The organism is bacterium (assembly GCA_030247525.1).
Classification (GTDB): Bacteria; Electryoneota; JAOADG01; order JAOADG01; family JAOADG01; genus JAOTSC01.
This window is the reverse complement of the sequence record JAOTSC010000085.1, coordinates 1-14,245: the sequence shown is the minus strand read 5'-3', so window position 1 is coordinate 14,245 and position 14,245 is coordinate 1. Positions and strand designations below refer to the sequence as shown.

The following is a 14,245-nucleotide window of genomic DNA, read 5'->3' as shown; positions in this document are numbered from 1 at the left end:
CTTTTTACAATGCCCATCCGACATTGCCAACACGATACTATTGTTCCCCATCGATGTATTTTTTCATTTTTTATCTTAGGTCAAGATGGTGCTTTGTCGATTTCTTGTTACAATTCTTCTCGCATTACCCGGGGGGCATAAAGATGTTCCGACGCATTCTAACGCTCACATTACTTTTGCTCGGCTTGATTGGTGGGGTTGCCAATCGTTGCGTTGCTTCTGCTGCCGGAATGACATCAGTGCCGAAACCATTCTTCTTCACCGAAAACAAGGGGCAATGGGATGCGCGGGTGTTGTACAAGTGTCAAGCAAAGAATGGCATGACTTGGTTCCTCGAACGCGATGGAATAACGTTGCTTGTTAGTAAAGAAGATCGCACCAAGGAAGCAATCGTCAATCCGATGGAACGGGACTTACCCGAAATGTTGCGCCGCCATCCCGCGCGCTTCCCAATGAAGTCGCACGCCTTGAAATTTAAGTTCTTGAAGGGTGAAGGGTCAAAGGTCAAGGGTGAAGGGTTAAAGGTGAATGGTGAAAGGTCAACAAAAAATAATTCCAAGAACCTCGACCAGTCTTTTTCTACCCTACACCCTACACCTTACACCTTGCACCAATCTTTTTCCACCTTACACCGTGCGTCAGCACAAAGTGTAGAACCGAACGGCGAACTACCGTGGAAGAATAATTATTTCTTGGGGAATGACTCGACGAAGTGGGCACCGAATTGCCGCAACTTTGCTACTGTGGTGTATCGTGACGTGTGGGAAGGGATCGATATCGAATGGTATGAAAACGATGGCAAGTTGGAATTCGATTTTGTCGTTCATCCCGGTTTTGATCCCTCCCAGATTCGGATGTCCGTAGAAGGATTAGAGGGGGATCGGATTTCGGGGTTCGGGGATCAGGAATCGTTACTGTCATTGCGAGAGCGCCCTGCGCCGAAGCAATCTCATTTGGATAACGGGAACCGGGAACAGGAGACATGGAACAGTAGGGGCGTGCCGCGCACGCCCGCAGGAAATGTTCGTGACCTGCTACGCGATTCACGAACCACTGAAGGAACTGTACATCGGACATTCCTGTCCGATGGCGTAAAGGACAACAGTAGGGGCGTATGGCATACACCCGATACCACAGAAACGATGCGGGCGGACATGGGAGTCCGCCCCTACCCATCACCTAACACCCAACCCCCATCCCCCATTGCCCAATCCCCATTGCCCATCACCGAGCTTCTGCTTCCAACATCCTTGGGTGAATTGCGAACGGCACTGCCAAGTGTGTATCAATTGTCGTCGAATGGAACACGAAATGAAATCGAAGCGGCATTTGAACTGACCGACAAAAACACCTTCGGGATCACGCTCCCCAATGGTTACAACCCCGACCATTCCTTACGCATCGACCCCCTCATCTACAGTACATTTTTAGGGGGATTTGGTAATGATTACGCATCCGATGCTTGCGTTGTTAACAATACGGAAGTAATCGTAGCCGGTTCAACCAATAGTGAGAATTTTCCAATCACACCTGGTGTTTACGATCCCGTTAACAGCAATAACAATAGCGATGGATTTATCACACATCTCAATGCCGATGGTTCGCAGATGTTGTTTAGTACTTATTTGGGGGGGGGTGGCACCGACGGGTGTGAAAATATTCTTCTTGACGATGTCGGAAACATCGTAGTGTCTGGGACGACATCCTACGGTAGCTTTCCTACCACTTATCGTTTTGGCCCATTAGGTGGGGCGGGGGATGGATTTATCGCTAAAATGAATGGAAATGGTTCTGCTCTCCTGTTTTGCACTGTTTTTGGTAGTAGTGGCGCTGAGAACTTGCCAGGAATGGCGAGCGATGGGAGCGGTGGTTTCTATGTAACAGGATCAACCGCAGGTACAGGATTTCCGACTACTACCAATGCATATGACACCTCGTTCAACGGCGGCGTTTATGATTGCTACGTCCTTCGGATAAATTCAACTGGTAATCAGTTACTTTTTAGCACATTTCTTGGCGGTTCACAAAATGATTTTGGTAATGGTGTCTGCATTGACAGTGGTGGCAATGTATGGATATCAGGAGGAACACTAAGTACCGACTTCCCGATAACAATCGATGCGTTTGACACAACGAGTAATGGCGGGGAAGATTGTTTTATCACTAAACTCAGCACAACCGGTTCTCAGTTGGCGTACAGTAGTTACATCGGTGGTAACGGCAACGAAACAGGATCAAAACTTGCCCAAGATGATTCAGGGCATGTGATCATGATCGGATACACAACAAGTAACAATTTTCCTACTACTCCTTTTGCGTACGATACTACCTATAATGGTGGCGAGGATGTGTTTGTTGTAAAACTGAATATCAATGGAAATCAAGTTTTCTTTAGTACTTATTTAGGAGGTCAAGCTAATGATTTAGCTGGTTCGTTTTCGTTGATAAACAATAATATTCTCATCTCAGGTTATACTGGTAGTTCCAACTTTCCCGTAACACAGTTTGGTTTTGACCCAACATATAATGGTGGAACTGCAGACTGCTTTCTTTTGTTGTTAAATCAAGACGGCTCAAGACTAATATATAGCACATACGTTGGTGGAACCTCCGATGACAAAGGACGTAAAGCACTTGTTGATAATGTTGGCAATATAATAATTGTGGGCACAACTAGTAGTTTTAATTTTCCTACCACAGTCGGCGTATTCGATACCAGTTACAATGGTGGCAACTTCGATGCATTCATCACGAAAATTCACATCGATACAGTAGATGCCACCCCGGAACCGTTTGTGCTTCCAGAAACCTATTCGCTTTCTCAAAACTACCCCAACCCTTTCAATTCCTCTACCTCGATTTCCTACTCGCTGCCGGAACCGGGGCATGTTGACTTAAGACTATTCGACATCACCGGTCGGGAAGTGACTACCCTCGTGAATCAAAAACAGCAAACCGGAAGTTATCGAGTGACCCTCGATGGACAACATCTTTCGTCGGGAACCTATTTCGTGCGGATGCAGGCTGGAGAATTTGTGAAGACACAGAAGATGGTGTTGTTAAGGTGAAGGGTGAAAGGTGTAAGGTGTAGGGGAATTGGCAATGGGTGATGGGTTGTGGGACAGGCGCCACCACCTGTAAAGGGTAGAGACAGGCGTCCCCGCCTGTGAAAACGGATGGGCGACCCAGAGGGGACTGCCCCTACTGAAACAAGGGCGGCTACCAGCCGCCCCTACGGAACGGGTTTGGAAACCCGTAACCACCAACTCCAAACAAAAGGGCGAATTGCAATTCGCCCCTACGATGTAAACAAAATGCGCCCCTACCAACGGGTCTGGAAACCCGTAACCACTACCATCGATTCCCCAACGAAAATTTACAGGTCGGGAGACCTGTCTGTACCCCCCCAAAAAAAGAATGTCATGCCTACCAAATCGATGAAGCGAGCTTCCCTTAAACATGCTGGTCGAACAAGATTGGGTTTCCATCGGGATCGTTAACTACGAAACTGGCAGGACCGGTGGTACTTTCATCCGCTTCCTGCATGAATTGTATTCCCTGCGCTTTCAACTGGCGTTGCAATTCACGGATGTCAGTGAAGGATGCAAGCTTTTGCGCATTGACATCCCAACCGGGATTGAAGGTGAGAGTATTCTTCTCAAACATCCCTTGAAAGAGCCCAATCACATGATCGCCGTTCTTCATGATCAGCCATTTCTGTGTTATGTCACCGGCGAACTCGACAAAACCGAACTTTTCGTAGAACCGCTTGGATGCTGCGATATCCGTTACCGCTAAGCTGATCGAAAAATTTCCCAACTCCATTTGATACCCCCCTGTGAAAAGAAACAAACCCCGCGAAATCTGCTGATTAATCGGTACGAATTGTTCCATTGTAGCAAAATTTGCATACGACAGCAAAGTAGATGGATAGCAATCGATACTTTTTGTTGTCTGGGTTCTATACTTACTACTGCGATCAAGAACAGTTGTAACCCTACTGGATTGTTGTGTCTTGCTTCATGTTCGGTAATCCTACTCGAATCATTCGGGAGAAGTCCGGAGATTTATCTATCCCCTTTGCCCGTTCATTGATCAGACTTATCTTTTTCAGTTCCGGGAACGGCATACTGGTATCGATCCGTTTTCGCTCATACAGCATCTCATCGGCAAAACCGTTCACAACCACTCGCCAATCGAAAAATGAGTCCTCGTTATATCGGACAATGTGACTGCGGATTCCGGTAGTACAATTTCCGGTTAATGCATTGTACCATGCTGGCGACACATTCAAAGAATTTATGGTTGCAACAAAATCGAGGAAGACCTTTTGGATAAAGTCGGGGGTGGCATTTAGACGATACAAATATACTTGTTCACCACGGTAATTCGTCCGCAATCCAATAAGGTCACGCTCGTCGGCGACAACATAAATCGACTCATACTGCCGAAAAAAACCCTTCACGGTTGAATACTCTTCTCCAACCTCTTTGCGGGTCTCGATTGAGATACTAATAGGATTTTCTTCGTTAAAATTAAAACTTAGGATCGAGTGAGCGATATAGGGAGAACCCCAGTAGATCAAGAAGAGGTCAAGCGATTGAATGTTGGTTACATCGAAAGTCTTATCGTAGTAATGAGTGGTGTAATCAGTTTCAGTTCGATAATCGCAATTTCGAATGTTATGTATGGTGATAATTCTGCCGTTCACTTCCGCTGATGGAAGTATTGCTACATCCCGCTGCCAATTTCGGTGGTTGGACGGTCGCAACAGCAACCACCAACCGAACACAATCGAAAACAAAACGATAAAGCCCAATCGTGTGCGATAATCGCTGTACTTACCCACGAACGCGAATAAGCTCATAACTCCAAAAATTGCAACACAAGCTGCTTTCTCAACTCCCGGCAGATCGGAATACAGTAAAGCCAGCATCGCCCAGACTGCCATCAGGAGTAAACAGAATCGGAACAGAACACTGCCAAGTCTATTCAACCATCGTGGCACGCGCTCCCCCTTCCGAGCTTTCTTAGCGGATACATAAACAAAGTGTAGTATTGCAACTTGTAGCTGTCAAATGGTTTCGGTTGATAAACACCTAAGAATCCATCATAGTAACTTCTGATATCCCATCTCATAATACCAAAAAGGGTGGACAATGTCCACCCTTCCGGTTCTGCAAACTAAAATCGATTTTAGTATCGGTCGCGACGGGCGGGACGATCTTCTTTCGGTTTTGCTTCGTTGACGACCATTTTCCGGCCTTGCGACTCGGTGTCGTTTAACGAGTTGATGGCTGCGCGGCCTTCCTTGTCATTGGGCATTTCGATAAATCCAAAGCCCTTGCTGCGATTTGTCATGCGATCCATAACTAAACTGGCGCGATCAACTTTTCCGTGTGCTTCAAACATCGATCTGAGATCGCTCTCAGTTACATCGTAACCGAGATTTCCTACGTAGATATTTACCATTTGTAATCCTTTCGGGACATCGTGGTGGTTCCCACTGTTTTCTTTTGTCACCTTATATAGTCGCGAAGCCGAAGATGAATGTGAAAAACCAATCGTCCCGGGACAGAGGCCTGCGAATTGCTCAGTGAAGAGCAACTAAGAAGTCATGATTACCATGACTTGCACATGAAACTGAAAGCCTCATGAATTGACGAGAGAGCTCGACGATTGTATCAGTATAAGTAGAATTCTTGTTCAAACCTATTTTCGATGCTTTTGCCCCTGCTGTACCGTGTATTTTGTGAGTAATTGGTTTATGAACACTGTTTATGCACAACCTTGCTCTATTTTCAACAACACACGTTGCAGGTCATCCTATGTAATCGTATCAGCGTTTTTCAACGTGGGAAATAGTTTCATCCATACAAACACGACTGCGATTGTACCGAGCCCTCCTAACACTACTGCTGGTACTACCCCAAACAAAGATGCAGTAAGACCTGACTCAAATTCACCAAGCTGATTGGAGGTTCCGATAAAGAGCGAATTAACCGCACTAACACGTCCTCTCATTTCATCGGGTGTTCCCAGTTGTACCAGTGTATGTCGGATAACAACGCTGATTATATCCGATCCCCCTAATACCAGTAATGCAAATAGTGAGAGATAAAACGAGGTAGATACGCCGAACAGAATTGTCGCCAACCCAAACACAAACACCGCATTGAACATAACTTTCCCAACGTGATGTTGTATTGGATGTCGCGCTAAGTAGATTGATGTAATAAGTGCGCCTATCGCAGGCGCGGAGCGGAGTAATCCTAATCCCATTGGCCCGGTATGCAAAATATCCTTCGCAAACACAGGTAGTAAAGCTGTAGCACCTCCCAGTAATACAGCAAATAAATCGAGTGAGATGGCTCCGAGTACGAGTGGTTTACTCCAAATGAAATGTAGTCCGGCGAAGATCGACTTTCTATTCACCGGCTCTTTTATTGTGGAAGATCGATCATAGCGAATCCTCAGCACCATGATACTGGCAAACAAAAAACAACCCGCTGAAACTGTGTAAACCACAGATGCATTTATTGTGTAAAGGAAACCGCCGATTGCGGGCCCGATAATGCTTGATGTCTGCATTGCGGAAGTAGAAATTGCTGCCGCAGTTGGGAATAGCTCCCGTGGAATTATACTGGGCAGAAGCGATTGAAGCGATGGCCCTTCAAAAGCATGGGATGCTCCAATCAGAGCAACTATAAGCAACAACCAATGGGCTGTCAACCACCCTTGATAGCTGCCCAGAGCTAATGCTCCGACACACCCCGCTTCGATGAGAGTACAGACTTGTAGTATTCTCCGGCGGTCGAAGCGATCTACGACCTGTCCGACAACAAGCGTCAAGGCAACCATCGGTAAGAATTGTGCTAAACCGACTAAACCGAGATAGAACGTGCTGTCAGTGAGCGCATACATTTGCCAACCAACCGCGACGCCTTCCATCTGGTAGGCAAACGAAATACCAATCCTTCCCAACCAGAGGCGTAAGAAGGATGGATTGTGTAGCACTTTTCGAGTGTTCGATGTTGTATCATCGGTCATGGGAAGTAAGATAAGTCGTAGAAGTTGAATTTTCAGCCGTCACTTGCGAGTGTGCTACTCAGTTCGCAATGCAACTCACATTTGAAATGAGGATCGATCCTACTCTAATGTTTATCAAGGGAGTACACGACGTAACAGCGAATCGGGAACTGGAACCGACCAAACTCCGGTACTATCAGCTCGACGGGCAGTCAAAATCAATTGTTTTAAAGCAACAAGGTCCTCTTTTCGGTTTTCTGAAAATTGCGAATCAGTTATCGGAAAATTCATATCGACTCCCCCGCACACGACTGGACAAACAAATATTTCAAAGTGCTGTTGATTCCGATGTACCTCTGTCTGATGCTTGCGGAGATTCACTAATCCCGTAACGGTATCGGCTAAGGTTTCGTTTTCGGTAAATCGATACTTCGTAAAAGATGGCTCACCTTGCCAATTGGCTTTTTCATAACATTTCTTGAATTTCATCGCACGTAGCATAGCGATTAATCGGAAGTAGTTTTCCAGCTCGGCATAACCACTATGAATCCTCGAAACACTCGCGAAGCGATTGGAAAACTCATCGGCGAATTCTTGCGCTGGTCGATCGGAACTTCGACTGTTGCCCAATTTATTTTTCGCATACAGCAGTTGCTGCTCAGTTAGCAGTACAATCGGGCATTGATCGATCAACACAATTCCTTCCGCTTCCGAAAATGTCGGAAAACGGTATTGTCCCGTTCCACCCTCTTCAGGCGGCAGCTCGATATGAAACCAAAACCGCGTTAAGGAAATCGGAGATTCCGTGACTCCCGTCTTGATATACTTCTCGACTCCCGATTCCGCTACCCGATCGATGTATGACGTTATCGAATCCATTTCGGTTATACCGAGCGAGATCTTTTTCATGTGATAATCGACTTCAACCATCTTGCAAGCGAAACGCGAATTTTTGGGTACACCTTCGATGACGACTTTTTGGGTTCCCCATTCCTGTTTGAGTCGCCGGAACATCCACTCCGAAACAATTTCGACATCACTTATGCCGCTTTCCTTCGCTCCCTGAGTAATTTGCGACATTTCGTTTATATCAACCGGATCGGGATCCAGCGAGCAGTACGGCGGATTACTGTCGATAAATACGTTGTTGTAGCCAACAATAAAATCATCGGGATGGAGCGTCGGCAATCCTGTTTGTTTCGTTGCTAAAAGAACGATGTCTTGCGACGTAGAATCGACCACAAATCCGATAATCTGCGAGAAATCACGAAACATCGTAAAGGGTAGAGGTTTCGATTCGAGACTATTCCGACGATTCATCGCATTCTCAATCGAACGAAGCGATACACTTTGGATTATCTGCGTTCCTACTGAAGAATCGGTTTGAGAAAACACTGTCGAGTAACAAATCAAATGGACGATAACAAGCAGCAACGCACATGCGATGTGGTTCCGGCAGCGACGATACTCAGAAGTTAAACCGATCAAATTCATTGAAAACCAGTGCAGATGCTACATTGACGATACTACTTTGGCAAAACGGCGAACGTGAAGTACACGTTGAACCGATACTTACAAGGTAATACGAGTCATCCATTTCCGGATTTGGCGCTGAAATGATCTGCTTTTTCAATCGAATGGCATAATGCATTTTATAAAATGGATTCGCTGTTTACGACTCACTCTGAATGCGAGTGCTGCCAAGGATCTACCTATCGCCGATTACCAAATCTTGTTTCAAAATGATTTCTTGTAAACGCTATGTATTCAAAACGAGCACCCCCCCAAGGACAATTGTTTTCGGGAGGGTGTCGTTAACAAGCATTCAGTTGGATAATACCAAAGTGCATCAGCTAAAGAGCTCAATCATCGCTTTTGCGAATTAGGAAGAACTCATATCCATAATACTCGGAGTACTTTCGGAAATTATCGATCTCCGCTTGAATGGCATTGATTAGTGCCATCCGGTCGTTGTCGGCAAAGTACATCTTGCGATGTACTTTTAATCGCTCTTCTAACGGGGTGTATAAGGAATCCCACCACGCCGACTCTGGAAAAGTGAAGTGCGATAGAGTATCATATCCGCTACGCGTTATTGTTTCCAAACTTGCTTCGATACTCATCATTGTTGGATACACGTTGTCGATAAACTCTACACACTCCGCAGGTGGGTCTGAACGTAGCCAACACATTTCCGATACTCCCATCATTCCACCCTGCGCCAAGAACTTGCGCCAACTTTTAAGCCCCTGCTCAAAACCGATGATGAAGATCGAACTCTCAGACCAGATTAAATCCAACGATCCTTCCGCTAACTTGAGATCGCACATGTCTTCCAGTCTGAGTTGAATTTTGTCGAAAACTCCTGCGATGTTAGCTCGGTGTTTGAGTTCGTCCAAAAACGGCTGATGATTATCCACCGCCAATATTGAACCGTTGAGATGCTTTGCCAACTGGATTGTCTGTGTGCCGTTGCCGCATCCAACATCCAAAATCCTTAGCATCTTCTCACTTGCTTCACCGACTGGTTGCGCGTTCGTCAAGCCGAGCAAATCCAACGCTCGTTTAGTACATTCGTCACTTCCGGGGCCAAGCCGTGGCAGCGATGGATTGAATAACTCGTAAAAATATTCGGGTAATTGAGGATGACTCATCGAAAAATTCTCCAAAATCTTTTAGATAGTAACGCATTAAGAGTGATTGTACACACTCTTTGCGAATCGAATTGCATTCTGTTTAAAGGAGATTTGAAGTCACCAACACAACTTCACGCTCGAAAAAGTGGGGTTCGAGCGTTTACGAAAGCAGGTTCTGCGTGACTTCTTTTTAGACAAGTACCATGTACTGCAAGATAACAATTTCCTGCATCAATTGCCAAATCTCAGTTTGTAATGCGGGATGAATAGCCTCGAAGTCGCAACGAATATTCAGCTCAATACTTGTATGCAAAATCTGCTTCAAAGGACATAACCTCGAATTTTCCATCATGTGGTTGTACGTTAATGCTGGAGATAAAGATCTTGATCATCGTCGAAGCGCTGGTTGCAACGATTACCATTTTCTCGGGTGGAATTTTGTCTGCAGAAGCTTTGCCATATTCGGTAATGAGTTTATCTACCAACGGCTTGAGTTCAACTTGCAGTGTATCGATTGACTTTGTTTTATTTTCCACCATAACACTAATCGTACTCAGATCCAAACCGACTTGGTATGCAATTCCTTCGTTAGACAATTCGCGGTTTGTGTTTCCCGAGTGGATGCGTTGTCGTCGCAACATCCTCTCATAACCATCAATGTGAAGCGCAGAGTCGCGGTCAGAAGCAAAAGTGATACTTCCATCGTCCGAAGCTTCCGATACTCGAGAATAGGTCACACTCATTAGTTTTGCGACCTGTGCCGGATCTTTGTAAATATCACTATTTTTGATTGAATCTCGGAGTAAACTTTCACGAAACCAGGGTTGGATTGCTTCGAATCCATGAACATCTGAAAGGTAACCAAGGATCGAACTAATCTGCCTATTGGTTTCTAATGGCAGCGAGTCTTGCTGACTCTGCACCTGTCCGTCAACAAGTAAGTGATTTTGTACAAGAAGTTGTTTGAGCCGGCTCACTTGACTACGTTCGGAAACGGAAAACATACCCCATGGACCAAAACTAACAGCAAGCACTACGACACAAAGAGAAGCTGGTAAAAAGAGAATTCGCTTCAGTTTACTAAAAATGAAGTACGGCGCGATAACACAAAGCCAAATAACGGTAGCGATACCAAGATAACGACCCTCCGTAATTCCGTAATCGGAGATTCGCTGCCACACTGCTAAAAAGAGCATGATGGTGAGTGGTATGACCGCCACGTAGAACCATCGGGCAACGGTTTTCATCCAACGATTCTCAATCCGGTCACGGATCGGATGCACTAACAAGAGCGAAACGAGACCAGTCGCAACGAAGCCAAGAATAAGCCGGCTGACCCAGCCTTTTGGCCAATCCCACACCAACAGAATCTTTCCAAGATATCCATACAAAATAACGAAGTAGATGATCACTAAAGGGATGAGGATGAACTGCGAGAATACTTTGAGTTCTTTCGGATAGTCGGTTACATCATTAAGACTATCCAAATCTTTGGGAATGCCTGCAAGAAAAAACCATATCGCGAATGTTCCATTGATCAATACAAACAATTCACCATATCGCCTTCCGGGTATATCAACTCCAAAAAGATAGTCAAGCGCAGCAAGGGCAATTGCCAGTCCACCAAACAAAACAGCTGCAGAAAAAACTGTGGTGAACACTCTCAAACATAGTGCTTTGCAAAACTGCCAATACCCAAGTTCGTTATAGCGCTTAAAAAACGGTACCGAGAAACCAAGTAAAATCGCTCCAATTGTCAGCATCAGGAGTCGAATTGGATGAATCCCGGGGATCCCGTCAAGATTCTGCGGAACGGTCGTCGAATACAATCCGACGAACAGTATAGCAGCGAGTTGCACACCCAACGAAGCCGATCTCCGCCACTTCCACTTTTCCGAAGTAAAGGTTAGACAGATAAGCAACGGAAATCCGAGGATTGCACCGAATACGACCTGATTCAAAACAGTCGATCCGGGAGTATCCTGATTATCGATTAAGATGAGCGCGCACACTGTCCCCACGACAGTATCAAGCAGGACAAAGGGGAAACGCACGAATATGTCTCGTGCGTTAGCAGCAGCTTGGGAAATAGATGGAAGTTTCACAGATACCTGGTTATAAAATTGACGATTTGAAAGATTACAGTACTTTCGATGTTGGAATTGCGATTACAACCAATAAACGAATAGTCGAACCGTTAAGTTCCAGCAGCAATATGAAATCGACATTCAAGTTACGTGACGATGGGTGAATTGAAATGTGAACAACTTTCGAGCAATATTCTTAAAAGCCCCATAACAAGAAACTCTTCTTCGCTTTCAACGTCAATTTATTGAAGTTCTCCGATGCCTCCTTTAGATTTACTAACGTGGTATCGATGGTTTTGGCAGCCCCCGAATCGGCAACCAGTCTCCCTAAAACACCTTCGCCCGCGCGAATCGTTGCAACAATATCCTGCAAATCGGTTGTTACCTGAATTGCATTATTAATCGGGACATTCAGAAAAGACGTATCCATCAACAATTTCCCAACCGTTCCCTTTCCTTCACTAACGGTATGCACGATATCTGACAAATCTTCGGTGATGCGCGCCAAATTCTGATTCGTCAACATAACAGTACCCATCATACGGTCAATGTTCATCGGAGGACTTGTTTTGATTGTATCCCCAGCCCTTATCTCCGTTGAATCACTTGAACCTGGTGTTAGAATCAGGGCTTTGTTGCCCATCAGTCCTTCGGTTCCAATCAAAGCAATCGCGTCCTTCTTGATGAATTTTCGTACATCTTCATCAATCGAGATGTCGACACTCACGGTGGTGTCGCCTACTATAGTTATGTTTTCGACGACTCCCACTTTAATACCGGCAAATCTTACGTTATTGCCTTCCTGCAATCCACTTACATCACTAAAGACTCCATAGATATGGAATGTCTTATTGAAGAATTGCTGATTCATGCCGATTACGTAAATGGCAAAAGCAAACAAGATGAGACCGCTCGTTACAAATATTCCGAGCTTAATGTGGGTCGATGATTTTTTGACCATGGAGAACTCTCCTTTATCGCAAAGAATTATTTTGTTGTTGCAAACTGGCTGCCCATTCGAAGAATGATTTCACATTGCTATCGTCCGATTTTTCCAGTTCCTCAAATGTGCCTTCTGCCAAACAGTGCCCTTCACCCAACACGATGATCCGGTTTGAAGTGGTTTTTGTACACTCCATATCGTGAGTGATGATGATTGATGTTGTTTGAAAGTTTTTTTGTACATCGAGAATTAGAGCATTGATTTCGCGTGCGGTAATCGGATCGAGTCCTGTTGTAGGTTCGTCATACAACATAATCTCAGGTTTCTGAATTAGAGTTCGGGCAAGTCCCAACCGTTTGCGCATACCACCCGATAGTTCCGAAGGCATTTTGTCGATGGCATTAGACAATCCGACACTCTGTAATGCATCCTTAACGAGATCGTCGGTTTCCGCGCGCGTCGGTTTTTGTTGCATGTTCCGCAACGGGAATTCAAGATTTTCCCTCACACTCATCGAGTCGTACAGGGCAGCACTCTGAAAAAGGAAACCGATTTTGTTCCGCAATTCCGTAAGTTCTCTTTTCTTGACTGTCGCGGTGTTCTTTCCGAAGAGAATAATCGTTCCATCGTCCGGTTCAATCAGTCCCACAATGCACTTTATAAGCACCGATTTTCCAGTACCCGACTTTCCCAACACTGCCAAGCTTTCTCCCTTTGTTACCGAAAAGGAGATATCTTTTAGCACATCGCTGGTTCCGAACGATTTTTTGATATGCTGAAGCTCGATTACAAAGTCGTTCGTACCTACAGCTTTCTGAGCTTGTTGTTCCCCACCCATCTCAGTCCTTAATGTTGTAATTCCATTCCGCTATACCTGCTGCAGCGAAAAGATGTTAACGATCTGCACCGCAAATAAATCAATAATGAAAACCCAAAGCGAAGCCATCACGACAGCTGAATTCGCTGCTTTACCAACTCCTTCCGTGCCGCTGTTGGCATTGTACCCTTTAAATGCGCCGATGATCCCGATTGCGAATCCAAAGAAAAATGTCTTGATGAAGGCAGGTATAACATCGGTAAAGGTTAGTCGTGTCATCGCTTGCGAAAGAAATAAATCGAGGCTCACATCCTCTTGTAGATTGACTCCCAAATACGATCCAAAGAAGGAGAACGCATCGGAGAAAATCGTAAGAACAGGAATCATAAACATCGCCGCTAACACCCTGGTAACAACGACGTATTTAAATGGATCAGTACCCGAAACCTGCATTGCATCAATCTGCTCGGTAACTCTCATGGATGCGAGTTCTGCGCCTATACTGGAACCAATTTTACCTGAACAGATGAGAGCAGTCATAATCGGGCCGATTTCCCGAACAATGGAAACTGCCACCATAGCTGGTAGCCACGACTCAGCACCGAATTGTGCCAACGTTGGACGAGACTGGATCGTTAGCACGAGACCCATTATGAAACCGGTGATGCCGACTAAACCAAGCGATTTATTGCCGATCAAATACGATTGCTTGAACGTTTCAGCTATCTCGTAT

12 protein-coding genes are annotated in these 14,245 nt (G+C 45.3%); 2 read left to right on the top strand and 10 right to left on the bottom strand.

All coding sequences use genetic code 11. The annotated features are described in order from the left end of the window. Nucleotides 1-143 precede the first annotated feature (143 nt). Nucleotides 144-3,068, top strand: a complete 2,925-nt coding sequence (locus tag OEM52_09120; GenBank protein MDK9700291.1) for a T9SS type A sorting domain-containing protein — start codon at nucleotides 144-146, stop codon at nucleotides 3,066-3,068. Nucleotides 3,069-3,453: 385 nt separating this feature from the next. On the opposite strand, the gene OEM52_09115 is transcribed toward OEM52_09120, so the two are convergent. From OEM52_09115 to OEM52_09085, 7 genes are all read right to left on the bottom strand, one after another. Continuing rightward, the gene (locus OEM52_09115) at nucleotides 3,454-3,825 is read right to left on the bottom strand and encodes a VOC family protein (GenBank protein MDK9700290.1); all 372 of its coding nucleotides are present in this window, start codon (nucleotides 3,823-3,825) and stop codon (nucleotides 3,454-3,456) included. A 172-nt stretch (nucleotides 3,826-3,997) separates the two neighbouring features. Beyond that, nucleotides 3,998-5,008, bottom strand: coding sequence for a DUF4105 domain-containing protein (locus OEM52_09110; protein MDK9700289.1), 1,011 nt, complete (start codon nucleotides 5,006-5,008; stop codon nucleotides 3,998-4,000). A gap of 188 nt (nucleotides 5,009-5,196) precedes the next feature. Next, nucleotides 5,197-5,472, bottom strand: a complete 276-nt coding sequence (locus OEM52_09105) for an RNA-binding protein (GenBank protein MDK9700288.1) — start codon at nucleotides 5,470-5,472, stop codon at nucleotides 5,197-5,199. Between the two features lie 354 nt (nucleotides 5,473-5,826). Further along, nucleotides 5,827-7,050 (bottom strand): MFS transporter, encoded by a 1,224-nt coding sequence (locus OEM52_09100; GenBank protein ID MDK9700287.1) that lies wholly within the window; start codon nucleotides 7,048-7,050, stop codon nucleotides 5,827-5,829. Between the two features lie 114 nt (nucleotides 7,051-7,164). Then, the gene (locus tag OEM52_09095; protein MDK9700286.1) at nucleotides 7,165-8,523 is read right to left on the bottom strand and encodes a DUF1598 domain-containing protein; all 1,359 of its coding nucleotides are present in this window, start codon (nucleotides 8,521-8,523) and stop codon (nucleotides 7,165-7,167) included. Between the two features lie 368 nt (nucleotides 8,524-8,891). Continuing rightward, nucleotides 8,892-9,683, bottom strand: a complete 792-nt coding sequence (locus tag OEM52_09090; protein MDK9700285.1) for a class I SAM-dependent methyltransferase — start codon at nucleotides 9,681-9,683, stop codon at nucleotides 8,892-8,894. A 278-nt stretch (nucleotides 9,684-9,961) separates the two neighbouring features. Beyond that, nucleotides 9,962-11,719 carry a DUF4153 domain-containing protein gene (locus tag OEM52_09085; protein MDK9700284.1) on the bottom strand — a complete coding sequence of 586 codons (1,758 nt, stop codon included), beginning with the start codon at nucleotides 11,717-11,719 and terminating at the stop codon, nucleotides 9,962-9,964. A 38-nt stretch (nucleotides 11,720-11,757) separates the two neighbouring features. On the opposite strand from OEM52_09085, the gene OEM52_09080 reads away from it, so the two are divergent. Then, nucleotides 11,758-11,916 carry a hypothetical protein gene (locus OEM52_09080; GenBank protein ID MDK9700283.1) on the top strand — a complete coding sequence of 53 codons (159 nt, stop codon included), beginning with the start codon at nucleotides 11,758-11,760 and terminating at the stop codon, nucleotides 11,914-11,916. 32 nt (nucleotides 11,917-11,948) lie between these two features. On the opposite strand, the gene OEM52_09075 is transcribed toward OEM52_09080, so the two are convergent. From OEM52_09075 to OEM52_09065, 3 genes are all read right to left on the bottom strand, one after another. Then, nucleotides 11,949-12,713 carry an MlaD family protein gene (locus OEM52_09075; protein MDK9700282.1) on the bottom strand — a complete coding sequence of 255 codons (765 nt, stop codon included), beginning with the start codon at nucleotides 12,711-12,713 and terminating at the stop codon, nucleotides 11,949-11,951. A 13-nt stretch (nucleotides 12,714-12,726) separates the two neighbouring features. Further along, nucleotides 12,727-13,533 carry an ATP-binding cassette domain-containing protein gene (locus tag OEM52_09070; protein ID MDK9700281.1) on the bottom strand — a complete coding sequence of 269 codons (807 nt, stop codon included), beginning with the start codon at nucleotides 13,531-13,533 and terminating at the stop codon, nucleotides 12,727-12,729. A gap of 30 nt (nucleotides 13,534-13,563) precedes the next feature. Next, the coding region (locus OEM52_09065) for an ABC transporter permease (protein ID MDK9700280.1) at nucleotides 13,564-14,245 on the bottom strand (682 nt) is incomplete at its 5' end.